We start from the raw sequence: 23,892 nt of genomic DNA, 5'->3' as shown, positions 1-23,892 counted from the left end.
AACCCCTAAGCAGCGAGATCGGATGCATCCTCAAAAGGATTCATGGGACGGGTAGCGCCGGCAACCGTGGTCACAAGGTCGCGGACGCGCGAGAACGTGGCGGCAACCACCTCGTTGGCACGGCTGTAGTCGATATCGCGCTCGTAGAGAGACACGAGCGCACGACCCATGCCATAGGTGCCGACGGCGGCGGAGAGTGCCTTGACGGCAAACCCAATATGCGGCGTCTGCTTTACCAGGGCGCGAGTGACGGCGCGCATTACCAAGCCGCCGGCAAGCACGCCCGCGACCTCATAGCCGCGCTCGGGCTTAATGCCGCGTCCAAAGATGGCCGCAAGCTCAAAGAGCATGCCAACCTGCGCCAGCGCCATAACGGGATAATCGGCCCCCGGCAAAAACACCAGCGCGCCCGTCGCCATATTGGTAAGCGCGCACGAGGTGATGATGCGGTTGGCGGCGGCAATGCGCATAAAGGCAAAGTTCGCCGCAAAGGCCGTCTCCTTTTCCGTGCGAACGAGAATCCAGCGGGCGAGCGTCTCGAGCAGATACGTCTTATCGGTGGCCGCTACCACGCCGAGCATGGGCGTGGACTCCTGGATAAAAGGCACCTCGACAGCGGACTCGGCCAGCACGCACACGGGCGCGCCGGCAATGACGAGCTCCTGTACAGCACTCTCAAGGCGCTCAGATCCGCACGAAAGCACCAGCACCACGTCGGTATCGGTCTTGGGGACGATACGCTCCTCCCCCAGACGCTCAACGCGGACAATGCCCGAGGTCGTCTGCGGCACAAAGGCATCGCGCACCGTCTCGACCAAAAAACGCGAGGCGGTCGAATCCAGGTAGACCGAAACGCGCACCGGCGTATCGGAATCCCTCTTGGTGGTCGCGCCCATTTTAAAAGCGCGAGTCAGCTTTTCCACGGGAATCTTCATGGCAAACCCCTCCAGCGGTTACGCGGCGCCCGAACGATGCCGCCATATGGATTGTACGATACCCACCGTCAACAACTGGATCATCATCGAGGACGAACCAAAGCTAATGAACGGCAGCGGAATACCGGTAATCGGCATCATGCCAATGCACATGCCGATGTTCTCGAACGTCTGAAATGCCCACATGCCGACAATACCCACGCATGACAAGCGTAGAAACAGAGACTCGCACTTAAAGGCGACGCGAATCGTCGAGAAGATGAGCAGTACGTACAGACACAGCAACAAAAAGGAACCGCAGAAGCCGAACGTCTCTGACAAAAAGGCGAAGACGAAGTCGGTATGGAACTCGGGCAGGAAGCCGCCGGCCGACTGCGTCGCATGCCCCAGGCCCTTACCAAAGAAACCGCCCGAGCCGACCGCGATCAACGACTGCTGCAGGTTATACGCATCGTCCGAATCGGCGTTGTCGGGGTCGATAAAGACCGTCAGACGATTCATCTGGTACTGCTTAATGAGCACATCGTGGCCGAGCAGCGAATCGAAGACCGAATCGAGCGCCAGGACGAGCGCCACCAAACCCACGAGCAGAGCCAAAGTCGACAGCACCCATTCGCGGCGCGCACCGCTCATGCAGATGACGATGGCGCCTGACACCAGCACGACCAGACCCGAACCCAGGTCGCCCATGGCGACGACGGCCAAAAACGGAACGGATAGCATGCCGCAGAGCTTAATGTAGTCGCGAGCGGTATCGATGCGCCCGTTGTACTGCGAGCCAAGCGTGGCCATAAAGAAGATGGTGATGAGCTTGGCAAGCTCAACGGGCTGGAATGTTAAACCGATACCGGGAATCTTGATCCAACCCGTCATTCCCAAGCCGCCCGTGTAGGACAGGCCCGGAATCTTAGGCGAGAAGATCACGATGAGGTCGATGACGAGCAGGGCCGTCGAAAAGTTGGAAATGCCGCGCAGGTCGGTGCGCCAGACGAGCACCGCCAGCACCGCGCCAATACCGATACCCAGCAGGTGACGCGAGAACGAGGCGTCGGCTTTAAACTGCGAGGCGGACCAGATAATAATGGCGCCATAGGTGACGAGCGCCACGGTCGCCAACAGCACGCCGACGTGCACCTTTTGGCGAAACGTTCCGCGCGATGCGGAAATCTGCTTGTTAACGCGGTCCAGGCTGCTGCGAGAGCCGGTTTTGGTTGAGCGGAACAGGTCCGCCAGCGAAAAGTCCATCGCAACCTCCTATCGAACCGAGGAATCGCCCGTGGCCGTCGACGTGTCAGGCTCGTCATAAATCGCACCGAGGACATCGCGCACAACGTGCAGCGCGGTATCGGAGCCGCCACCGCCCTGTTCCAAGACAGTGGCGATCACGTACTTGGGGTCATCGGCCGGCGCGTAGGCGCAAAACCACGCGTAATCATCCTCGCCGCTCTTCTCGCCCGTGCCGGACTTGCCGTAGACCGTAGGAGTCAGGGAGTTAAAGTGCGCGGCGGTCGAAGTCGACGCCGAGTAAATCACATCGTGCATGCCGTTGCGGACCAGCGCAAGATCGGCATCGTTGTTAATTTGGGCCTCAAGGCGCTTCTTTTTGCCCTTGCCGTTGTACTTGTAGGCATCGCCGTCGCCATCACGCGAGACAGCAGACAAGAACACATGCGGCACATACTGTTTGCCGCCGTTGGCAATACCCATGTAGGCGCAGGCCATCTGCAGCGGTGTCACCAGAATGTCGCCCTGGCCGATGGCGATGTTGGTCATATCGCCGGCATTCCACTTGCGGTCCTCGGCCGAGGCGTCGGTAAAGTACGACTCTTTCCACTCTGCATCGGGAATGCGGCCCGCGCCCTCACTCGGCAGGTCGATGCCGCAGGTCTTGCCCAGGCCCCAACGGCGAAAGACCTCTTGCAGGCCTTCGGGATGCTGGTCGTTGTAGAAAAAGGCCTTGCCCATATCGTAGAACACGGGGTCGCAGGAGTTGGCGATACCGGACTGCAGCGTCATCGTGCCGTGGCCGGAGTGCAGCCAGCAGTACTTTCCCCAAGATTTGCCCAAGCCGGTCCAATATCCCGTGCAGTTGGTCGTTTGACTCGAAGTGTACGTGCCAAATTCGAGGCCAGCCAACGCCGAGAGGGGTTTGATGGTCGAGGCGGACATGTACTGGCCGCTAATGGCGCGGTTGAGCAGCGGATGCGAGCCCTCGTCATCGTTAAGCTCGGTCCACACGTCATTGGAAACGCCGCCGATAAAGACAGAAGGATCAAACTTGGGTTCGCTTGCCATGCCCAGGATCTCGCCGTTGTTGGGGTCAAGGCACACCACGGCACCGTTGCCGGCATTGCTATGGCCCGTAGTCTTGGCAAGCTCAATGGCATTCGCCAGAGCCGTCTCGCAGGCCTGTTGAATCTTAAGATCGAGCGTAAGCTTAATGTCAGAACCGGCCTTGGCGGGAACGGCGCCGGCTTGACCGGTAACGTTACCCGAGGCGTCAACTTTCACGGTCTGCTCACCGCGAATACCCTGCAGCAGATTTTCGTAGTAAATCTCTACGCCCGCCTGACCCACAATATCGCCCGATTGATACGAGATCTGGCCAGCCGCGCTTTCGTTGCCGTCCGACGACTTCTTGTTCTGCGCCTCGAGCTGCTCGGAGGTAATGGTGCCGGTATAGCCCAAAATATGGCAGGCGGTCTCGCCATACGGGTACTGGCGCTCGGTGCGCTCGGCGATCTTCACGCCGGGAAACTCACCGGCGTGCTCCTGAATGTAGGCGACGGTAGAGCGGCGCACGTCAGTCGCGATCGTATGCAGGCTCTGCGCGCCCTCGGAATTGTCCTGGATGTTGCGCAGCACCGCGACATACGGCATGCCGAGCACGTTGGCAAGATGACGCACCAGCACCTTATCGTCGGCAAGATCGCGATAGGCGACGACGGCGAGCGAGGGGCGGTTTTGCACCAGTGCGACGCCGTTGCGGTCCAAGATGCGGCCACGCACGGCCGGCGTGGTAACGGTACGGGTCTGATTGCTCTTAGCCTGCTTGTCGTAGTAGTCCGACGAGACCATCTGCATGCCCCACAGCTTAACGGCAAGCGCGGCAAACATGGCACCCACACCCGTGGTGAGGATGGAAAAACGGCCCTTGAAGGCCGTGGCGGCCGTATTGCCCTCGCCCTCGGTGGCGCGCGGGGCCGTTCCGTGCTGTGTGTCGTAGGTAAAGCGGGAGTCGCCGCGGCGCATGATGACCAGCGCGACCACAATGGCCACGACCAGCGCGATACCGGCGACAACAACCGTCAACTGGGAAGACATCTTGAGGCCTCCCCTATTTGAGCTTACGGGTCTTGGGCTTAAAGCGCATGCCCGTCTGACGCCCACCGCGCGCGGAGAACCCATAGCCAGACTGCGGAGCGGCACCGGACATCAAAAACGGAATGGCAATCAAGCCCGTCAGGATCGAGGACGGCAGAGCGTGCCCAAAGATGGCCACCACAAAGCTCGTCTCCAGACCCATAAACAGCAAGATGATGCTGTAGACCACGTTAATGGCAAGCGCAAAGGCGCCCACGGTAATGCCGCGCGCGCTCGGCGAGCCGCCCGTCTGACCAGCCGCGCTGTGCACCAAAGCAAAACTGCCCACGGTCAGCAGCAGCGACATAACGCCCACCGGCACGGCGGCGGAAAGGTCGTAAAACAGACCGCTGCAAAAGCCGCACACGACGGCACGCGTAGGGTCGCCCGAAAACACGGCCAGGCACACCAAGATGATCATAAAGTTGACGCGACCGCCCGCGATGGAGATTTGCGGTGCCAGTCCCGCCTGCAGCAGCACGCAGACGATAGCGGCGATTGCAAAGGCGCGGGAGCCAGTCCCCTGCTCGTGTAGATCCATGGACATGCCTCCCTATTCGCTCGATCCAGAATCGGACGCTTCGGCCGTGTCGGAATCATCATCCGATTTCTCGTCCTTAGACTGAGTCGCGGCATCGCGCGACGAGCCCTGCGGGGCACTATTGGCCGAGCTCACATCATCGTCCGAAGCCGACTGCTCGTCGGTGAGCGAGGTGATGACGAGCACTTCCTCGTTATTTTCGGCCGTGGTCTGCGCGCGCACCACAATGGTGTAGTACACGTCGTTAGCCGACTTCTCGACCGAAGACACGGTGCCAAGCGGCAGTCCCTTGGGGAACACGCCACCGATGCCCGAGGTCACGATGATATCGCCCACCTTAACATCGGAGTCGACGCTCACGTACTCAAGACGCAGCGTGCCATCGGGCTGGCCCTGTAGCATGCCTTGTGCGCGCGTGTCCTGCACCATGGCGGACACACCAGAGTTCTCGTCGCCAATCAGGCGCACGGTCGATGTCTTGGCCGAAACCTCGATAATCTGGCCGATGACGCCGGCCGAGCTCGTCACGGGCATGTTGATGGTAAGCCCGTCGGCAGAACCCTTATCGATGGAGACGGTCGACGTCCAGGCGTCACCCGAGGCTCCGACAATACGAGCCGCAGTGGACTTGAGGTTATAGGTCGACTGCAGACCCACCAGACCCTCAAGACGCTCAGCGGTCTTTTGGGCCTCGGAAAGCTCCGCGACCTTGGAAGTGAGAACCTCGTTTTGCTTTTTAAGGTCGTCGAGCGACTCCTGCGAAGCGGTGAGGTTGGAGAACACGTTGCCGATGGCATTGAATGGCGCCGCCACCGCCGAGCCAACGAAACGCACCGGAGAGGTGATTGTCGTGACGCCCGAACGCACGGCATGTATCGGCCCGGCCTCGCCCTCTCGAATGTAAAACGTGAGCAGCAACACAGAAATCAGGCTGAAAACAATCAACGGGCGCATACCCGTTGATTGTCGTTTGGTATTCAGATTTGAAGAGAAACCCGAAGATCGTGCCAAATGGAATCCACCTTTTGGAAATTAAGCATTGGTCTGGACGAAACCGCCGTCAAACGCGTTGGCCTCGAGCACGCGGGCGCAACCGTTTACGACGTTGTCGAGCGCCGTGGGGCTCACGTTGACCGAAACGCCTGTCTCATCGCGCAAGCGGACGTCGAGGCCGCGCAGCAGCGCTCCGCCGCCGGTCAACAGAATGCCGTAGTACATAAGGTCCGAGGCAAGATCGGGCGGCGTGGCGTCGAGTGCGTCCTTAACGGCCTTGGCCATCTCGTCGAGCGGCTTATTGAGCGCACGACGAATCTCCTCGCTCTCGATGCGCACGGTTTTGGGCAGACCCGTGATCACGTCGCGGCCATTGACCTCGACGTCGAGCTCGTCCTTGAGCGGCACGGCAGAGCCGACCTTAATCTTAATGTCCTCGGCCGTGCGCTCGCCGATGGCCAAATTGTAGGCATCGCGAACATGCGTGAGGATAGCCTGATCGAACTCGTCGCCGGCAATGCGGATGGACTGCGATACGACGATACCGCCCATGGCGATAACGGCAACCTCGGTGGTGCCGCCACCGATATCGATGACCATGGAGCCGGTCGGCTCCTCGACAGGCAAGTCAGCACCGATAGCCGCGGCCATAGGCTCCTCGATCAGATAGGCCTGGCGAGCGCCAGCCTGGATCGTAGCCTCGAACACGGCGCGCTTCTCGACCGACGTGACACCAGAGGGAACGCATACGACGACGCGCGGACGAGGGGTCCACGGATAGCGCTTCTCGGAAGCCTTATCAATGAAGTAGCGAAGCATGGCCTCGGTGACATCGAAGTCGGCGATGACGCCATCCTTAAGAGGACGCACGGCCACAATGTTGCCGGGCGTACGGCCAAGCATACGCTTAGCCTCGATACCGACTGCAAGGATGCGCTCGTCGTTTTTGTCGATGGCGACGACGGAAGGCTCGCGAATGACGATGCCCTTGCCGCGCACGGAGACAAGCGTATTGGCGGTGCCGAGGTCGATGGCTAGATCGCCCGCATAGCTACCGAAGAACATGTCCATCAAAGAAAACAACGCAACTCCTGATGTGTTGGATGATTGCTGGAAAACTACTAGCCCATCATACTAGCGCAAGCCCGGCACCTCACTTGCGGTGAAGCACCGGGCAGCGCCAAATCTCATAAGGTCACTACTGGTTGTCAGCGGCCGAGAAATCGATGTCGAGCGAAGATACCGCCCAGCCGATATGGTTATCGGAGCGCACGAATTTGACGGTATATTCCTGCTCGCCGCCCTTGGACAGCGAAGCTTTCACCTTCGCGGTGGTCTCGGTCATGGACTGGTCCATACCTTCAACGGAGACGGTGGCGCCCTGCGGGATCGAGGAGATAATCATCGCCTTGGCGTCCTCGGACAGGCTGGAGGCCAAGCAGGACTCGGCCTTGGCGGTATCACCGTCGCCGGCAGCCTGGAACAGATCGGTGATGACGGACTCCTGCGAGGGGATACCCATGCCGCGCGTGTAGGCAAAGCCCAAACCGCCCGCGGCAAGAACAATCAGCAGAAGCAAAACCAGGAAGACCTTGAGGCCCGTATGGCGATGGCGACGACGGACCTTGGCCTGCTTGCGGTCCTGACGATCCTGCTGGACCATCTCGGACTCGGACAGCGTAAAGAAGCCCGTGTCGGACGGATCGGGCATAAACTGGCCAGTGGCACCCGTGGGATCGAGCGAATCGACAGCAGTCGTTTCCATGGCGGGCGCCGGGGCCGTGGCCATGGCCATGGCGGTCTGGGCCGAAAGCGCGGCAAGTGAATCGTGCACGCGGGCAAGCTCATCGGCCTGCTCGGGCGTGAGCTGATAGATGCCGTCGGCGGTGGCGGCATTAAAGGCATCGAGCGCCTCGGAAGGACGACCCGCGGCAGAAAGCGCCTCGCCCATACCCGCGTTAAGCGCACGCGTGTCATCGCGCGGACCGGCAAAGTCGATGGCCGTGCGATAGGTCTCCACGGCGTCCGCCGGTCGGCCAAGTTTGATGAAGCAGCGGCCGAGTTCGCCAAGGGCGGCCGCGGGGGCTGGATTGGCGCCATCGATGGCGGCCTGGCGGAAGGCAGTGCCTGCATTGGCGAAATCGCCCGACTGGAACAGCGCGTTGCCAAGACCCAGATAGGCCTTAAACGGCGTGGCATAGGAAGCATCCTGCGTTGCGGCGGAGAACGCCTGGGCTGCGGTCACATAGTCACCCACGGCAGCGAGCGCCTTGCCGCGGTTGGTGAGCAGCGCGCCGCGCTTTCCATAGGTGCCGTCGTTGAGGGCAGCCGCGTACGCCTCGGCAGCCTCGGCGTACATACCCAGGTGCATCAGAGCGTTGCCACGCAGATGGTCGGCCTCGCCCATGATCTCGCCGGGGGTCTTTGCCGCACCGAGCATCTGAGCGGCTGCAGAAAAGTCGCCCGCACGATAAGCGGCTCGACCCTGTTGAATCAACTGGCTATTCAAGGAAGTCCCCTTTTACTCGTGAACGATCTCGACATGGACGATCTCGTCGCCGGCACGCAGCTGCGAAATCACGTCGAGGCCCTCGACCGTGGTGCCAAAGACGGTGTAACCGGAATCCAGATTGTGCTGGGCACCCAGGCAGAAGTAGAACTGGGAGCCCGCGGAATCGGGATCCATAGAACGCGCCATGGCAAGCGCACCGTCCACATGGCTGTTGCGCGGGTTGGTGGCAAACTCTCCCTTGATGCAGTAGCCGGGGCCACCGGTGCCGGGCATACCGTCGGGGCCCTCAAGGCCGGCGGCGACGTCAGCGCCGGACATATCGCGGGTATTGGGGTCGCCGCCCTGGATCACAAAGCCGGGCACATAGCGGTGAAACTTAAGGCCGTCATAAAAGCCCATGGTGGAAAGCTCGCAGAAGTTCGCCACATGGATGGGAGCGCCCTCGCCGTCAAATTTGACCTTGATCGTACCCTTCGACGTCTCGATGATCGCACACTCGTCACCAGCGAGCTGGTACTCGGGCGTATAAAGCTCTTTCTTAAAACCAAACATGTGGTTCCTTCCTCGTGCGTTTAAAGCATATTTGTACGAATTGTAGCAATAAGCACGGGCTTCCATCAATTGCGCACGCAGGTTATGCCGTCGGAGGGCAACAAATTACGAACGCGGCTGCGGCTTCCAGGCGCTCACATTGGCATCGTACTGGTTAAGGGCGCTGTTGCCGCCCTGTGCGATGGGCGCCAAGATTTCACTCTGGCGTGCGCTCAGCGACTCGCCATCGGGAATGGACAGCGAGATATCCCAGCTCTGGCAGATCATGTCGACGCGCTCGTACATCCACTCGGCAAGCTGCTTGAGGTGCTCGATATCCTCCGCGTAGACGGTATCATCTTGCACCTTAAGGTTGTTGAGCTCGTCTTGGGTCTTTTTGATCTGGTCGCGCAGGGCATAAGCGCTCTGCGACAGCTCCTGACGCGTGGAGAGCGGCGTGCGCAGGTACCCGCTGTTAAACGAGTCGACAACCTCGCCGATCTGATCATCGTCGCCATACGACACGATGGTCCGATACAGACCGTCGAGCTTGGTATAGAGCTGGTCGTCGGAAAGGACGGTCTCCTCCTGGACCACCTCGGCGGTATCGTCGGACTTGGTCTCTTCCTCGGTAGCCTCGCCCTTCTGGCGCGAGGGGAACGTCGTCTTGGCGGCCTGGCCAAACTGGTCGTAAAAGCCCGGCATAACGCCCATGGGGTCCGACGTCACAAACCAATAGGCACTGCCGCACACGGCAGCGAGCAACGCGATGACGATGAGCGGCTTGGGAATACGGCGCTTGTGCTTGTGGTAGGCATCCTCGTCAGGATGCACCTTGCGCTTGGGTTTTTGATTTTTGGACTGAGCGTCGTCACGAAGGGACACCGGCAGCGGAATATCGACCTTGGGAATGCCAAAATCCCTGTCGAAAGCCGGCAGCACGCAGGTCTCATTGGGATCGGCGGCATCGGAAAGTACCGCGGCGGCAGAGGCCGGCGCATGGGGTACCTCGGTATCGATCTGCTCCTGCGTCAGGCGGGGAAAACCAGCCGTGCGCCCAGCAGCCAGGTCGGATGCGGCCGCATCCTCGGATAGAATGCCCGGGGCAGGGCGCCCGCACTTGGAACAGGTGCGGTCATGCGGCGACAGACGGGCACCGCAGCCTTCGCAGAACACAAACTCGGTGTGCTCGGGGCCATCGCCCGGGCCAACATAGGCATTGCAATAGGGGCAGAACGAGGAGCCGTCCTCTATGGTCTTGAGACAATGCGGGCAAATCACGGCATCCTCTTTTCGGAATCATTCGAACCATCGAAGTTAGAGCATAACATCGCTACGCCCCTAAAGGCACAGGGCACCAATTCAACATCGCAGGGTAGCTAATTTGGGACGGGGCTTTTTTAGCTGCCCTGGCCGCCAATCGGCCAAATAGATCGCGTCATCAGCCGGGTAGCTAAAAAAGCCCCGTCCCAAATTAGCTACCCTGTGAGGTGCGGTTACTTCTTCTTCTTTTTGCTCGGCATCGAGACCTTAATGCCCTGCGCGGACTTGGTCACACGCGAGCGCTTGACGCCCGCGCCCTTCTTTTTCTTAGGCTGGGTCTTTTCCACGCCCTCGAGCGCTCGGGCCTCGGCCTCACGGGTCGTACGCTCCTCGCGGCGCTGCGCCATGTCGGCGGCGACGCGCTTGGCAAAACGCTCGGCCGTCGAGCCCGTCGAGCTCACCTTGCCGCCACCGCGGCCCAAGCGAACGCGCACGCCGCGGCCAAAGCCAGTGGCGGCATGACGGCGACGCGGCTTAAGCGAATCCATCATCGAGGCGAGTTTAAAGAACACGCTGCAAGTAAAGACCACAATCACCAGAAGGATAATTGCCTCGCCCATCGACAAGTTGGCGATAGACAGCAGCTCGGGGAATCCGATAACGCCCACCAAGATGCCGACGACGACAAATACAAAGAGCATCACGCGCAAGGGTGTGAGCGGCTGTGAGATACGCCAGATCAGGCTCACGCTTGCCGCACACGACGTGAGAAGGCACATCGTCGACAGCGTGAGCTGGCTAAAGCCAAACACGCGCGCCACAAAGATATCGAGCGCCGCCGCCAAAATGACTGCAACCGATGCCGGCAGCGCGCGCTTGAGCACGTTGATCAAGAATGACCCCTTCACGCGGGCATTGTTGGGCTCAAGGCCCAGCACAAAGCCCGGCGCGCCGATGCAGAAGAAGTTAATGAGCGTCATCTGGATTGGCTCAAAGGGATACGGCGGCAGCGCGATGCACAGTGCCGCCAGGCCCATCGAGAACAGCGTCTTGGTCAGGAACAGCGAGGCCGAACGCTGCAGGTTGTTGATGGAGCGACGGCCCTCGGCCACCACGGCAGGCATCGAGGCAAAGTCGTTATCGACCAGCACGATCTCGGCCACGTTGCGTGCGGCGTCGGAACCGGCGGCCATGGCCACGGAGCAGTCCGCCTCCTTGAGTGCCAGCACATCGTTGACGCCGTCGCCCGTCATGGCAACGGTATGGCCGCGACGCTTGAGCGCCTGCACGAGCTCGCGCTTCTGCTGCGGGGTCACGCGGCCAAAGACGTGATAGCGGTCCACCGCCGCATCAATCTTGGACGGCGTATCGAGCGTCGTGGCGTCCACATAAGCGTCCGCCCCCGGCACGCCCACCACGCGCGCGATCGACGACACCGTACGAGGGTCGTCGCCACTGATCACGTTAAGGGTCACACCCTGCTCGTTAAAGTAGCCGATGGTCTCGGCGGCCGAAGTGCGAATCTCATCGCGAATGGTCACAAAGCCCACGGGCTCGGCCTCGCCCACCATATCGCCATCGGGCGTAAAGCCGTCCACACGGGCCACCACAAGTACGCGGCAGGTGTCGGCAAGCTCGGCCACACGATTTTCGACCTGCGCAAAGATACGCTCCGAAAGCACAAATTGCGCCGCACCCATCACATAGGAGCCCTGTGCAAACGAGGCGCCGCTCCACTTTTTGGACGACGAGAACGGAATGACCGACAGCGGCTCGGACACCTCGACCGGGCGGTCGGCGTAGTAGTTGAGCAGCGCCTGGCAGGTCTCATTGGCATCAGCCGAGGTCGCGCGCGCGACATTGGCAAGCGCAAAATCGAGCACGGTAGTATCGACGGGGACAGGTGCCTCGTCCGGGGCCAAGCCCACGCCCTCAACGGGCAACGGATAGGTGCCCTCGACCTCCATGCGACCCGACGTGATAGTGCCCGTCTTGTCCAGGCACAGCACGTCGACGCGCGCGAGCGTCTCGATGCAATAGAGCTGCTGCGCGAGTACCTTGCGGCGCGCCAGGCGCACCGTGGCGATGGCAAGCACTGACGAGGTCAGCAGCACCAGGCCCTGTGGAATCATGCCCAAAAGAGCGCCCACCGTGGACAGCAGCGCCGACGAAGGCACGCGACCGGCCAGCAGCTCGGAAAAGCACCACGAAAGCGCGCTATCGCCCGGGGTACCGGCGGCGTCCCACAACCCACTTACACTCGAGGCAAACAAGGCCAGACCGAGCGGAATCATAATGACGCTCGCAAAACGCACGATGGCGTTGAGCGCGTTCATGATCTCGGAATTGACCTTTTTGACGTACTTGGCCTCGTTGTTGATCTTGGCCACATAGTTATCCGCACCAACATGGACCACGCGGGCACGCAACAGGCCCGAGTCTATAAAGCTGCCGCTCATGAGCTCGGAACCAGGTTGCTTCTTAATAAGGTCGCTCTCGCCCGTCAGCAGACTTTCGTTAACGAGCGCCTCGCCCGATACCACCACGGCGTCGGCAGGTATCTGGTCCCCGCGCCCCAGACGAATGATGTCGTCGAGCACGATCTGGTCCAAGTCGAGCTCCACCTCGGCGCCGTCGCGCACCGCGATGGCCTTCTTAGAAGTGAGGAGCGTGAGCTTGTCAACCATCTTTTTGGAGCGCATGGACTGGATGACGCCAATGGCGGTATTGAGGAACACCACGAACAGGAACGTCAGGTTCTTAAACGATCCGGTCATAATGACCAAAATCGCTAAAACCACGTTGATCAGATTGAACAGCGTGCAGAGATTTTCGATGATAAGCTCACGAACCGATTTGGTCTTGAGCTCCATGTTGCGGTTGATCTTGCCGGCGGCAATGCGCTCCTCGACCTCGGCGGTCGAAAGTCCGCGCTCGATATCCGTCGTTGCCATACCACGTCCTATCACGTCGCGTCGGTATAAGAAAAACCGCCCGGACCATGCGAGGTTCGGACGGTCTTACGTTCGATGGTGCCCCATGTTGGATTCGAACCAACGGCCTTCTGCTCCGGAGGCAGACGCTCTAATCCCCTGAGCTAATAGGGCCAACGGTTGGCATTATACCCAAGTGCGCCACGAGCTAACAACATAATAGAAAAAGCTCTGCAATTACGTGGGAGACGAAGCGCAACGGCTCACTTTAGGACGCAAAAGTGAAATAATTAGTATAAACTCTCATGCACCATATGATACGGCTCGCACTGCGGGCCGTTTTTGCAAGGGTTATCCATCGAGGTGAGAGGCACACCATGATTGCAATTTTAAAGCGGAGCGCAAGCGATGAGGCCATCGGCCACATCGTCAGCTGGATTGAGAAGAAGGGTCTCAAAACCGACGTGTCGCGCGGCGAGAACGAGACCATCATCGGCCTGGTGGGCGATACGACCAAGATCGACCCGTTCCTGCTCGAGTCCATGGACGTCGTCGAGCGTGTGCAGCGCGTCTCCGAGCCGTTCAAGCGTGCCAACCGCAAGTTTCACCCCGAGGACTCCGTCATCGACTGCGGCCACGGCATCAAGATCGGCGGCGACCAGTTCCAGGTCATCGCCGGACCCTGTTCCGTCGAGGGCGAAAACCTCATTCGCATCGCCCGTCGCGTAAAGGCCGCCGGCGCCACGATGCTGCGAGGCGGTGCCTACAAGCCCCGCACCTCCCCTTACGCCTACCAGGGCATGGGCCCCGCCGGCCTGGACCTGCTATGCGAGGCCTCGGCCGAGCTCGACATGCCGATCGTCACCGAGATCATGGACCCGCGCGACGTGCAGGTCTTCTTGGATAAGAAGATTGACGTCATGCAGATCGGCGCCCGCAACGCCCAGAACTTCCCCCTGCTCAAGGAGGTAGGCAAGACCAAGACCCCGATTCTGCTCAAGCGCGGCATGTCCGGCACCGTCGACGAGCTGCTCATGGCTGCCGAGTACATCATGAGCGAGGGCAACGACAACGTCATCCTGTGCGAGCGCGGCATTCGCACCTTCGAGACCCGCACCCGCAACACCTTCGACCTCAACGCCGTGCCGGTGCTGCACCACCTGTCGCACCTGCCCGTCGTGGCCGACCCCAGCCATGCGACCGGCTACACCCGCTACGTTGAACCCATGGCGCTCGCCGCGACCGCCTGCGGCGCCAACGGTCTGGAGATCGAGGTCCACGACGAGCCCAGCCGCGCGTGGTCCGACGGCGCCCAGGCCCTCACCCCCGACCAGTTCGACGACACCATGCGCCGTATCCGCGCCATCCGCGAGGTCGTCTGCCAAGAGACCATGGAGTAGCCCATGGGTACGGTAAGAAACGCACGCGTTAACCAGGGCGGCCCCAAATGCGCCGGCGTTGTGGGCCTGGGTCTGATCGGCGGCAGCTTTGCCCGCGGCTATGCGCAGGCGGGCGTCCGCGTGCTGGCCTGGGACCCCGACGATGACGTCATGACGGCCGCCAGCATGGGCACCGTCGCCGGCGAGCTCAACGACGAGACGCTCGGCGAGTGCGACATCATCGTGCTGGCCTGTTACCCCGAGGCCTGCATCGAGTGGCTCGAGGCGCACGCCCAAGCACTCGCCGATGCCACCGATACCGAGGCCATCATGGGGCCCGTGGTGATTGACACCGTGGGCGTGAAGGGCATCGTGTGCGAGCGTGCCTTCGAACTCGCCCGCGAGTACGGGTTTTACTTTGTGGGCGCGCACCCCATGGCGGGCACCCAGTACTCGGGCTACGCTCACTCCCGTGCCGACCTGTTCCAGGGCGCGCCACTCGTGCTCGTGCCGCCCGCGGTGGACGATGCGCTCAAGCTGGAGCTTTTAGGCCAGGTGCGAGAGATGGTGCGCCCCTTAGGGTTTGGCAAGTTCAGCGTGACCACCGCCGCCGAGCACGACCGCGTGATCGCCTTTACGAGCCAGCTCGCACACGTCGTCTCAAACGCCTACGTCAAAAGCCCGACTGCCCAGGTTCACCACGGTTTTTCGGCCGGAAGCTACCGCGACCTTACCCGCGTGGCGCACCTCAACCCGCAGATGTGGTCGGAGCTCATGATCGACGACGCCGACGCACTTGCCTTTGAGATCGACCATCTGATCGAGTCGCTTGGCGCCTACAGCCGCGCGCTCAAGGACCGCGACCAGCGCTATCTTGAGAATCTCCTTGCCGAGGGCGACCGCATCAAGCGCGCGCTCGACGACGAGGCCGCCCACTAGACCACCTATCACGCCAGGTCGAAAGGACCAAAGCTTATGGCGATTACCATCGATATCGACACCGCGCGCCCCTACCAGGTGCACGTCGGCACGTTTTTGCTGGAGCAGGCGGGCCCGCTCGTCCGCGCCACCGCCGGCGGTACCAAAGCCGTCATCGTGACGGACACCAACGTGGGCCCGCTCTACCAAATGCCTGTTAAGCAGAGCCTGGAGGCTGCGGGCTATACGGTGAGTGTCTGCACCTTCGAGGCCGGCGAGGCCCACAAGCGCGCCGAGACCTACATCAACATCTTGGAGTTTGTGGCCGAGCACGAGCTCTCGCGCTCCGACGTGATCGTGGCGCTCGGCGGCGGCGTTGTAGGCGACGTGGCTGGCTTTGTGGCCGCCACCTACATGCGCGGCTGCAAGTTTGTGCAGATCCCCACGAGCCTGCTCGCCATGGTCGATTCGTCGGTGGGCGGCAAGACGGCCATCGACCTAGCTGCCGGCAAAAACCTGGCCGGCGCCTTTTGGCAGCCGAGTGTGGTTATTGCCGACGTGGGGTGTCTCGCCACCCTCACGCCCGAGCAGTTCGCCGACGGCTGCGGAGAGGTCGTCAAACACGCCGTGATCGCCGACCCCGAGCTTTTCACCGAGTTGGAGAAGACCCCGCTCACGCTGGAGCTCCTCAACCGCGACGTTGCCCGTGTGGCGCTCATCATCGCCCGCAATATCGACATTAAACGCGCCGTGGTTGTCGCCGATGAGCGCGAGACCAACCAGCGCAAGCTGCTCAACTTTGGACACAGCGCTGGACACGCTGTCGAGGCCTGCGAGCACTTTGAGCTGGGACATGGCAACTGCGTGTCGATCGGCATGGGCATCATCACGCGCGCCGCAGCGCTTCATGGCATCTGCGACGCCGCGCTGCCCGCACGTATTGAGGAGCTCTGCGCCCGCCACGGTCTCAAGACCCGCTGCTCGCTTTCCGCCGACGCCGTCTTTGCCGAGGCGCTGCACGACAAAAAACGCGCCGGTGACACCATCGACCTGGTGATTCCACACGACATTGGCCGCTGCAGCATCGACCGCACGCCGCTTTCCGCCTTTCATGATTTAATTGCCGAGGGCCTCGGCCAGAAGGGAGACGCCTCCGCATGCTAGCCCGCATCACTCCGTCCCCACTCAAGGGCACCGTCCCCGCCATCGCATCCAAGTCGATGGCGCACCGCCTGATCATCTGCGCCGCCCTTGCCAACGGAGAGACGCATGTGACCTGCAACACCACCTGCGCCGATATCGAGGCCACGGTGCGCTGCCTCACGGCGCTCGGCGCCCGCATCGAAACCGTCGAGGATGGCTTCCAAGTCCATCCCACTATGAAGAGTATTGAGTTTGGCCTGCTCAAAGCACTTGCCGGCGGCACGCTCGACTGCGGCGAGAGCGGCTCCACGCTCCGCTTTATGCTGCCCGTCGCCTGCGCGCTGGGGGCAGAGGCCACGTTTGTGGGCCAGGGCCGTCTGGGCGCCCGCCCGCTCTCCCCGCTCTCCGACGAGATCATCGCCGCCGGCTGCGACCTGCAGGGCCTGGGCGGCTTTCCGCTCAAGACGAGCGGCCGCATGCGCCCGGGTACTTTTATCCTGCCGGGCAATGTGAGCTCACAGTACATCTCCGGTCTACTGTTGGCAGCCCCGCTGCTGGCCCAGCCCTCCTGCGTGCAGGTGACCGGGCTCATCGAGAGCCGTCCCTATATCAACCTGACCATCCAGGCCATGAAGGCGTTTGGCGTCGAGGTCAACGTCGAGCGCATCCCCGCCAAGAATGGCAAGCCCGAGGTCACGAACTTCCGCGTGAGCAGCGGCTCGTACCGCACGCCCGGCAGCGTGGCTGTCGAGGGCGACTGGTCCAACGCCGCCTTTTGGCTGTGCGCCGGCGCCATCGGCTCCGACCCCATCACCGTGGAGGGCGTGTCGCTGAGCTCCGCCCAGGGCGACCGCAACGTGCTTGCCGCGCTCTCGCGCTTTGGCGCCCGCATCGTGCGCTCCACCAACGCCGCCACCGTGCAGTCCGATAAGCTCGCAGGCTTTGAGATGAGCGCGCACGACATCCCCGACCTGGTGCCCGTTATCTCTGCCGTGGCATCGCTGGCACAAGGCCGCACGTTCATCCGCGATTGCGCCCGCCTACGCATTAAGGAATCCGATCGCTTGGCTACCACCACCCGTGAGCTCACCGCGCTGGGCGCGCAGGTGCGCATTGCCGGTGACGACCTCATCATCAAGGGCGTCGACGCCTTTACCGGCGGCGAGGTCGATTCGCACAACGACCACCGCATCGCCATGATGGCCGCCATCGCTGCAAGCCGTGCCACCGGCGAGGTCGTAATTCACGGCGCCGAGGCTGTCAACAAGTCCTATCCCGATTTCTTTGACCACTACCGCCTGCTGGGCGGCAAGGTCACGCTCGAGGAGGAGTAGCATGTCCTCGACCTTTGGCAACGTTTTGCACTTAAGCATCTTCGGCCAGTCGCACTCCCCCGCCATCGGCTGCTCGTTCGACGGCATTCCGGCAGGTATCGCCGTTGACCAGGAGCAGCTGCAGGCCTTCCTCGATCGTCGCGCCCCCGGTCGCGACGAGACCGCGACCAAGCGCCGCGAGGCCGACGCCGCGCACATCATTGCCGGTGTGGTCGATGGGCACACCACCGGCGCACCTATAGCCGCGATTATCGAGAACACCAACACGCGCTCCAAGGACTATTCCGAGCTGCGCCGCAAGCCCCGCCCGGGGCATGCGGACTACCCCGCGCGCGTGAAATACCACAACATGCACGATGTCGCCGGCGGCGGGCATTTCTCTGGACGTCTTACGGCACCCTTGTGCATCGCCGGCGGTATTGCGCTGCAGGCACTCGAGGCCCGCGGTATTCGGGTGATGGCTCACGTGGCTCAGATTGGTGGCATCTCGGATCTGCCCATGGACGACATGGTCTATCGCGAGGCCGACCGCAAGGCGATCCTTTCGAACGACCTACCGTGCATCGACGCGGCAGCTGCCGGCCGTATGCGCGAGGAGATTCTCGCCGCACGCGATGAGCTCGATAGCATCGGTGGCATCGTGGAGTGCGGCATCTACGGCCTTCCCGCGGGCATCGGCGACCCCATGTTCGACGGCATCGAGAACCGCATCGCGCAGATCGCGTTTGGCATTCCCGCCGTAAAGGGCGTGGAGTTTGGTATGGGCTTTGCCGTGGCCGCCATGCGCGGCAGCGAGAACAACGACCCGTATCGCGTTGATGCCGAGACCGGCGAGATTGCGGTCGAGTCCAACAACGCCGGCGGCATCCTGGGCGGCATCTCCACCGGCGCACCCGTCATGTGGCGGATGGCCGTAAAGCCGACGCCCTCCATCGGTCTCGAGCAGCAGACCGTGGACATGGACGCCATGGAAAATGCGGAGCTCTCGGTCCACGGCCGCCACGACCCCTGCATCGTCCCGCGCGCCGTCCCCGTAGCCGAAGCAGCCGCGGCGCTGGCCATCTGGGACGCCCTCCTAGAAGACGCCGCCCAGCTTTAGCCCACCCACCCCGAGGGTAGCTAATTTGGGACGGGGCTTTTTTAGCTACCCCCATATGCCAGTGAGTATTTGCCCCGGCACCCATCGATTCGCCACCAGTCAAAGGGTAGCTAAAAAAGCCCCGTCCCAAATTAGCTACCCCAGGCAACGATTCACGAAAGGGGTCTCCATGGACCTTGCCGATATTCGCCAGGCCATCGATGGCATCGATACCGCCTTGCTCAACAGCTTTGTCGAGCGCATGGACATTGCCACCGAGGTCGCCAAATCAAAGATCGAGATGGGCAAGGCCGTCTTTGACCCCGCCCGCGAGCGCTCCAAACTCAACAACCTCGCCAGCCGAGCACCCGAGCGCTACGAAGCTCAAACCATCACCCTGTTCCGCCTTCTCATGAGCATGAGCAAGGCCGAGCAGCAGCGCTACATCAACGAGCTCAAGGGCATCACCGTGTCGCAAAAGGCCCATGCCACGGCCACGGCCTTTGACACGCCCTTCCCCCAGACGGCCACCGTCGCCTGCCAGGGCGTCGAAGGCGCCTACAGCCAGATCGCCGCGTGCAAGCTCTTCGACGTGCCCGATATTGCGTTCTTTGAGACCTTTGAAGGCGTTATGCGCGCCGTGCGCGACGGCTTTTGCGAGTTTGGCGTGCTGCCCATCGAAAACTCAACCGCTGGCTCGGTCAACGCCGTCTACGATCTTCTCGCCCAGTTCGACTTCCACATCGTGCGCTCGCTGCGGCTCAAGATCGATCACAACCTGCTCGTCAAACCCGGCACCAAGCTCGCCGACGTGCGCGAGGTCTACAGCCATGGCCAGGCCATCGCCCAGTGCGCCGGCTTTATCGAGGGCCACGGCCTGCACGCCACCAAGTACCCCAACACGGCCATGTCGGCCGAGATGGTCGCCAACTCCGAGCGCACCGATGTCGCCGCTATCGCCTCGCGCAGCTGCGCCGCGCTGTATGGTCTGGAGGTGCTGGAGCCCAACATCCAGGACTCGGACAACAACTACACGCGCTTTGTTGTCATCTGCCGTGAACCGCGCGTCTATCCCGGTGCCAACCGTACCTCGCTCATGATCACTACGGCAAACGAGCCGGGCGCCCTCTACCGCGTACTCGAGCGCTTCTACGCGCTCAATATCAACCTCATCAAGCTTGAGAGCCGCCCCATCCCCGGGCATGATTTTGAGTTTATGTTCTACTTTGACCTGGACTGCCCCTTTGGTAGCAAGGCCCTCGACGACCTACTCGATTCCATCGATGACGTGTGCGAGAGCTTTACCTACTTTGGCAGCTACACGGAGGTGCTTTAGATGACCGATACCGCCGCAACCCGCCCCTACGGCGTTCTGGGCCGCGTGCTGGGCCACAGCTACACCCCGACCATCTACAAAGAGCTCGCGGGCCTGGAGTACGTGCGTTTTGAACGCGAGCCCGAGGAGCTTGAGGCCTTTATGACGGGCGACGAATGGGAAGGTACCAACGTGACCATCCCTTACAAGCGCGCCGTCATGGAATACCTGGACGAGCTGAGTCCGCTGGCCAAGCGCATGGGTAACGTCAACACCATCACGCGCCCACCCGACGGCCGCCTACGCGGCGACAATACCGACTACTTTGGGTTTCAGTGCCTGGTCGAGGAGCTGGGCGTAGAGGTTGCCGGAAAGAAGGCCCTCGTGCTCGGCGCCACCGGTGGTGCCGGCACCACGGCCAGCATGGTGCTCGGTGACCTGGGCGCCGTCGTTGTGCCTGTTGGCCGCACGAGCGAGGTCAACTACGATAACATCGCACAGCAGTCCGACGCGGCGCTGCTCGTCAACTGCACGCCCGCCGGCATGTTCCCTCACTGCCCCGACGCGCCCTGCACGCTCGAAGGGCTCGATGCGCTCGAGGGTGTCATCGACCTTGTCTACAATCCCGCCCGCACGGGTCTGATGCTCGAGGCCGAGCGCCGCGGCATCCCCTGCATCGGCGGCCTGCTGATGCTCGTGGCCCAAGCGGCACAGGCCGTCGAGCGCTATACCGGCCAAGCCACCCCGCGCGAGCGCATCCTGGACGTAACGGAGCGTCTGTCGCGCCATGAGCAGAACATCGCGCTCATCGGCATGCCGGGTTCGGGCAAGACCCGCGTAGGCGAGCAGATCGCCCAGCTCACGGGTCGCGAGCACATCGACTTGGACCGCGCGCTCGAGGAGCGTCTGGGCATGCCCTGTGCCGACTTTATCGTCGAGCGCGGCGAGGCGGCCTTCCGCGAGCAGGAGACGGCGGCGCTGGCCGACATCTCCAAGCGAAGCGGCCTGGTACTCTCCACCGGCGGCGGCGTGGTCACGCGTGACGAGAACTACCCGCTGCTGCACCAGAACAGCCAGATTGTGATGCTCAACCGCAGGCTCGACGAGCTTGCCCACAAGGGTCGCCCCATCACCGCCCGCGATGGCATCGATAAGCTCGCCGAGCAGCGCATGCCGCGCTACCGCGCCTGGGCCGACTACATCATCGACTCACGCGACTGCGCCGCCAACACCGCACGCGCCGTCCTCGACGCCCTCTAAAACCTGCCAAAAAGGGACAGGTTTATTTTGGCAGGTTTTATCTGGGCAAACGCCGCAGACAGCAAGCCTCGCCACCAACCAGACCGCAAAGGAAGCAGCCATGAAAGCACTCGTCATCAACGGCCCCAACCTCAACATGCTCGGCATTCGCGAGCCGGGCATCTACGGCAGCGACAACTACGACCGCCTGGTCCAGATCTGCCAGGAAGCAGGCGCCGCACAAGGTTTTGACGAGGTCGAGGTCTTCCAGTCCAACCACGAGGGCAGCATCGTCGACAAGATCCAGGAAGCCTACGGCAAGGTCGACGGCATCGTCATCAACCCGGCTGCCTACACGCATACCAGCGTGGCGATTCTCGACGCCCTCAAAGCCGTCGCCATCCCCGCCGTTGAGGTCCACATCAGCGCCGTCGAGACGCGCGAGGACTTCCGCCAGGTGAGCTACGCCCGCCTGGCCTGCTTCGCCACCATCACCGGCGAGGGCCTGCAGGGGTATGCCCACGCGCTGGAGCTGCTGAGGGAGCATCTCGAAAAGTAGCGTCGCGAGCAAATCCATCAACACGACTACGCGCTAATAAAGCCAGCGCCGGCAGTAGCGACCTCGCTGCTGCCGGCATTTTATTACTGGCATATAATCGTTGCAGTCACACTACGTCTGGAGACCCACATGCTGAGCATTCACCTGGGGGATTACCCCGGTTCCATCTACGATACCGAGACCTATTTTAGGAACTCATACTTGGACTCATGGTTCGAAGACCCCATGGCCGCACAGATTATTAAAAGCGTGGACGGATCAGAGCTCATCGGTCCCCACAACATCGTAAGCAAGCAGCTGGGCTCAATCACTCCACTCGAACTGTCCGGCGGCGTTAAGACGCTGCTGCTGGTGCGCAATCTCCCAAATATGGTGTTCAACGCATCCACCTGCGGAGACAACTGTGCCCGCTGGCTGCTCAAGATCGGCAAAGAACAGGATGTGCTGGTGACCCTTTACCACATCATGAAATTCCCCTGGAAGAACTTTGAAATCCGCATTGAAAACGATGGCCGCATCGTCAGGAACATGCAGGAGTTTGTCGGTGCCACGAATGACTTTTTGGATGTTGATGAGTAATGAGGGGAACGCACACCGTTGTCGTAGAGCGTGCAAAGGTCAAATACACGCTCACGTTTAAACGAAATATTTCCTTCATACGCGGCAACAGCGGCACGGGCAAAACGACGCTCATCTCGATGATTCGCGACTACAACGACCGAGGACCGGAAAGCGGCGTTACACTCAGCTGCGACGTGCCCTGCGAAACGCTTTCTGGCAGACGCTGGGAGCGCGAGCTGTCGATCATCGAAGATTCAATCGTCTTTCTAGATGAGGGCAACGAGTTTATTTACTCAAAGGACTTCGCCAAAGCCGTCAACGGCTCGTCCAACTATTTTGTTCTGATATCTCGTCGCGACGCCAACGAACTCCCCTACAGCGTCGACGAGATCCTAAAACTAGTCAACACCACAAGCAAAACGATCAATGGCCGCAAGAGCGACAAGCGTTTTTACTCGGTGACCAAACCGCTTTATACTCACGCGGGAAACATGCTGTATCAGGACCTTAACGTAGGTTTCGACAATCCCGATGCCGTAATTGTCGAGGATAGCAAGTCTGGTTATCAATTCTACAGCGCCCTTTGCAACCGACTGGGAATCCCCTGCTACACCGCTACCGGCGTAGCAAACCTAAAACGAACGATTCACGAATGCCCCGAGCAAAACGTTCTTGCCATTGGAGACGGCGCAGCGTTTGGTCCCTACATCGAAAAGGTGCTCGGACAGCGCGTTTACAAGAACGTTCGCCTGTTCCTCCCGGAATCATTTGAGTGGACGCTTCTGCAATCCGGTCTCATCCCCAACAACGACATTCCAATAATCCTCAAGGATCCTTCGAGCTATATCGAAAGCCGCGACTACCTAAGCTGGGAGCGGTTCTTCACCGATGTGCTGGTCAAATACTCGGCAGACACTCGCTATGCCTACAAAAAGGCGAAGCTCAATGAGCAATACCTGAAGCCGCAGGCAATGGATGCAGTAGCAAACGTCTTGCCCGAGTGTTTGAAAGCAGAATAGATACGGCGGGGAGGACCAAGTTGGTTCTCCCCACTGTCATCATGCCTTCTTGATCACGTAAGCCAATCCAATATCGCAGGCGCAGCGCACGATTGATGCGAAGAGCCACGATGCCGACAGTGACATAAGCAGAGGCATGGTCTGCCAAGGAATAAACCAATCAACCGATCGCGTCGAAAATGTTGGTGTAAGGGTGACACCCTAGCGCCCGTTTAACGAAGAACGGCCTTCGTCCTAGAATCTGAAATCACCACAACAACAGGTTCTAGGAAAGGA

General features: G+C 61.2%; 20 protein-coding genes and 1 tRNA gene. 10 read left to right on the top strand and 11 right to left on the bottom strand.

Features of this window, described 5'->3' with window-relative positions; genetic code table 11:
- Positions 1 to 5: 5 nt before the first annotated feature.
- The 11 genes from ACTM82_RS01985 to ACTM82_RS01935 all read right to left on the bottom strand — a co-directional run bounded on the left by ACTM82_RS01985 (position 6) and on the right by ACTM82_RS01935 (position 13,245).
- The gene (locus tag ACTM82_RS01985) at positions 6 to 935 is read right to left on the bottom strand and encodes a YcjF family protein (protein WP_441054270.1); all 930 of its coding nucleotides are present in this window, start codon (positions 933 to 935) and stop codon (positions 6 to 8) included.
- Positions 936 to 953: 18 nt separating this feature from the next.
- A complete protein-coding gene (locus ACTM82_RS01980) occupies positions 954 to 2,180 on the bottom strand; it encodes an FtsW/RodA/SpoVE family cell cycle protein (protein ID WP_441054272.1) in 1,227 nt (408 codons plus the stop codon).
- A 9-nt stretch (positions 2,181 to 2,189) separates the two neighbouring features.
- Entirely contained in the window at positions 2,190 to 4,259 is a 2,070-nt protein-coding gene (gene mrdA, locus ACTM82_RS01975) for a penicillin-binding protein 2 (protein ID WP_154516187.1), read from the bottom strand.
- 13 nt (positions 4,260 to 4,272) lie between these two features.
- Positions 4,273 to 4,839 carry a hypothetical protein gene (locus tag ACTM82_RS01970; protein WP_427718707.1) on the bottom strand — a complete coding sequence of 189 codons (567 nt, stop codon included), beginning with the start codon at positions 4,837 to 4,839 and terminating at the stop codon, positions 4,273 to 4,275.
- A 12-nt stretch (positions 4,840 to 4,851) separates the two neighbouring features.
- Positions 4,852 to 5,793, bottom strand: coding sequence for a rod shape-determining protein MreC (mreC, locus tag ACTM82_RS01965; protein WP_441054275.1), 942 nt, complete (start codon positions 5,791 to 5,793; stop codon positions 4,852 to 4,854).
- Positions 5,794 to 5,871: 78 nt separating this feature from the next.
- Complete coding sequence (locus tag ACTM82_RS01960) at positions 5,872 to 6,903, bottom strand: rod shape-determining protein (protein ID WP_006236061.1); 1,032 nt, start codon at positions 6,901 to 6,903, stop codon at positions 5,872 to 5,874.
- A 127-nt stretch (positions 6,904 to 7,030) separates the two neighbouring features.
- Positions 7,031 to 8,341 (bottom strand): tetratricopeptide repeat protein, encoded by a 1,311-nt coding sequence (locus ACTM82_RS01955; RefSeq protein ID WP_441054277.1) that lies wholly within the window; start codon positions 8,339 to 8,341, stop codon positions 7,031 to 7,033.
- A 12-nt stretch (positions 8,342 to 8,353) separates the two neighbouring features.
- Positions 8,354 to 8,896, bottom strand: coding sequence for a peptidylprolyl isomerase (locus ACTM82_RS01950; protein ID WP_154516178.1), 543 nt, complete (start codon positions 8,894 to 8,896; stop codon positions 8,354 to 8,356).
- Positions 8,897 to 9,001: 105 nt separating this feature from the next.
- A complete protein-coding gene (locus ACTM82_RS01945) occupies positions 9,002 to 10,156 on the bottom strand; it encodes a zinc ribbon domain-containing protein (RefSeq protein ID WP_441054279.1) in 1,155 nt (384 codons plus the stop codon).
- Positions 10,157 to 10,371: 215 nt separating this feature from the next.
- A complete protein-coding gene (locus tag ACTM82_RS01940) occupies positions 10,372 to 13,092 on the bottom strand; it encodes an HAD-IC family P-type ATPase (RefSeq protein WP_441054281.1) in 2,721 nt (906 codons plus the stop codon).
- A gap of 76 nt (positions 13,093 to 13,168) precedes the next feature.
- Positions 13,169 to 13,245, bottom strand: a tRNA-Arg gene (locus ACTM82_RS01935).
- A 203-nt stretch (positions 13,246 to 13,448) separates the two neighbouring features.
- Between ACTM82_RS01935 and aroF the strand changes: the two genes are divergently transcribed.
- From aroF to ACTM82_RS01885, 10 genes are all read left to right on the top strand, one after another.
- On the top strand, positions 13,449 to 14,471 hold the full coding sequence (gene aroF / locus ACTM82_RS01930; RefSeq protein ID WP_441054283.1) for a 3-deoxy-7-phosphoheptulonate synthase: 1,023 nt from the start codon (positions 13,449 to 13,451) through the stop codon (positions 14,469 to 14,471).
- A 3-nt stretch (positions 14,472 to 14,474) separates the two neighbouring features.
- Positions 14,475 to 15,389 (top strand): prephenate dehydrogenase, encoded by a 915-nt coding sequence (locus ACTM82_RS01925; protein ID WP_441031159.1) that lies wholly within the window; start codon positions 14,475 to 14,477, stop codon positions 15,387 to 15,389.
- Positions 15,390 to 15,425: 36 nt separating this feature from the next.
- Complete coding sequence (gene aroB / locus ACTM82_RS01920; RefSeq protein ID WP_441054285.1) at positions 15,426 to 16,532, top strand: 3-dehydroquinate synthase; 1,107 nt, start codon at positions 15,426 to 15,428, stop codon at positions 16,530 to 16,532.
- Positions 16,526 to 17,845: a 3-phosphoshikimate 1-carboxyvinyltransferase gene (aroA, locus tag ACTM82_RS01915; protein ID WP_441054287.1), complete on the top strand. Its 1,320-nt coding sequence runs from the start codon at positions 16,526 to 16,528 to the stop codon at positions 17,843 to 17,845. Before aroB ends, aroA begins: the two co-directional genes overlap by 7 nt.
- Position 17,846: 1 nt before the next feature.
- Complete coding sequence (gene aroC / locus ACTM82_RS01910; protein ID WP_441054289.1) at positions 17,847 to 18,944, top strand: chorismate synthase; 1,098 nt, start codon at positions 17,847 to 17,849, stop codon at positions 18,942 to 18,944.
- Positions 18,945 to 19,113: 169 nt separating this feature from the next.
- A complete protein-coding gene (pheA, locus tag ACTM82_RS01905; RefSeq protein WP_441054291.1) occupies positions 19,114 to 20,259 on the top strand; it encodes a prephenate dehydratase in 1,146 nt (381 codons plus the stop codon).
- Positions 20,260 to 21,498, top strand: a complete 1,239-nt coding sequence (locus ACTM82_RS01900; RefSeq protein ID WP_441054293.1) for a shikimate kinase — start codon at positions 20,260 to 20,262, stop codon at positions 21,496 to 21,498.
- A gap of 100 nt (positions 21,499 to 21,598) precedes the next feature.
- On the top strand, positions 21,599 to 22,036 hold the full coding sequence (aroQ, locus tag ACTM82_RS01895) for a type II 3-dehydroquinate dehydratase (RefSeq protein WP_154516148.1): 438 nt from the start codon (positions 21,599 to 21,601) through the stop codon (positions 22,034 to 22,036).
- Between the two features lie 129 nt (positions 22,037 to 22,165).
- Positions 22,166 to 22,615: a DUF4869 domain-containing protein gene (locus ACTM82_RS01890; protein WP_441054295.1), complete on the top strand. Its 450-nt coding sequence runs from the start codon at positions 22,166 to 22,168 to the stop codon at positions 22,613 to 22,615.
- Between the two features lie 119 nt (positions 22,616 to 22,734).
- The gene (locus ACTM82_RS01885; protein ID WP_441054297.1) at positions 22,735 to 23,616 is read left to right on the top strand and encodes a hypothetical protein; all 882 of its coding nucleotides are present in this window, start codon (positions 22,735 to 22,737) and stop codon (positions 23,614 to 23,616) included.
- Positions 23,617 to 23,892: the final 276 nt, after the last annotated feature.

Source organism: Collinsella sp. HCP3S3_E5 (assembly GCF_052067635.1).
GTDB lineage: Bacteria > Actinomycetota > Coriobacteriia > Coriobacteriales > Coriobacteriaceae > Collinsella.
Note: the sequence above shows the minus strand (reverse complement) of the source record. Positions and strands in the feature narration are given on the sequence as shown.

Excerpts from the sequence above, each read along its gene's own strand:
- ACTM82_RS01985 (WP_441054270.1), bottom strand. The coding sequence starts at position 935 with ATGAAGATTCCCGTGGAAAAGCTGACTCGCGCTTTTAAAATGGGCGCG.
- ACTM82_RS01980 (WP_441054272.1), bottom strand. The coding sequence starts at position 2,180 with ATGGACTTTTCGCTGGCGGACCTGTTCCGCTCAACCAAAACCGGCTCT.
- mrdA (WP_154516187.1), bottom strand. The coding sequence starts at position 4,259 with ATGTCTTCCCAGTTGACGGTTGTTGTCGCCGGTATCGCGCTGGTCGTG.
- ACTM82_RS01970 (WP_427718707.1), bottom strand. The coding sequence starts at position 4,839 with ATGGATCTACACGAGCAGGGGACTGGCTCCCGCGCCTTTGCAATCGCC.
- mreC (WP_441054275.1), bottom strand. The coding sequence starts at position 5,793 with ATGCGCCCGTTGATTGTTTTCAGCCTGATTTCTGTGTTGCTGCTCACG.
- ACTM82_RS01960 (WP_006236061.1), bottom strand. The coding sequence starts at position 6,903 with ATGGACATGTTCTTCGGTAGCTATGCGGGCGATCTAGCCATCGACCTC.
- ACTM82_RS01950 (WP_154516178.1), bottom strand. The coding sequence starts at position 8,896 with ATGTTTGGTTTTAAGAAAGAGCTTTATACGCCCGAGTACCAGCTCGCT.
- ACTM82_RS01940 (WP_441054281.1), bottom strand. The coding sequence starts at position 13,092 with ATGGCAACGACGGATATCGAGCGCGGACTTTCGACCGCCGAGGTCGAG.
- aroF (WP_441054283.1), top strand. The coding sequence starts at position 13,449 with ATGATTGCAATTTTAAAGCGGAGCGCAAGCGATGAGGCCATCGGCCAC.
- ACTM82_RS01925 (WP_441031159.1), top strand. The coding sequence starts at position 14,475 with ATGGGTACGGTAAGAAACGCACGCGTTAACCAGGGCGGCCCCAAATGC.
- aroB (WP_441054285.1), top strand. The coding sequence starts at position 15,426 with ATGGCGATTACCATCGATATCGACACCGCGCGCCCCTACCAGGTGCAC.
- aroA (WP_441054287.1), top strand. The coding sequence starts at position 16,526 with ATGCTAGCCCGCATCACTCCGTCCCCACTCAAGGGCACCGTCCCCGCC.
- aroC (WP_441054289.1), top strand. The coding sequence starts at position 17,847 with ATGTCCTCGACCTTTGGCAACGTTTTGCACTTAAGCATCTTCGGCCAG.
- pheA (WP_441054291.1), top strand. The coding sequence starts at position 19,114 with ATGGACCTTGCCGATATTCGCCAGGCCATCGATGGCATCGATACCGCC.
- ACTM82_RS01900 (WP_441054293.1), top strand. The coding sequence starts at position 20,260 with ATGACCGATACCGCCGCAACCCGCCCCTACGGCGTTCTGGGCCGCGTG.
- aroQ (WP_154516148.1), top strand. The coding sequence starts at position 21,599 with ATGAAAGCACTCGTCATCAACGGCCCCAACCTCAACATGCTCGGCATT.
- ACTM82_RS01890 (WP_441054295.1), top strand. The coding sequence starts at position 22,166 with ATGCTGAGCATTCACCTGGGGGATTACCCCGGTTCCATCTACGATACC.
- ACTM82_RS01885 (WP_441054297.1), top strand. The coding sequence starts at position 22,735 with ATGATTCGCGACTACAACGACCGAGGACCGGAAAGCGGCGTTACACTC.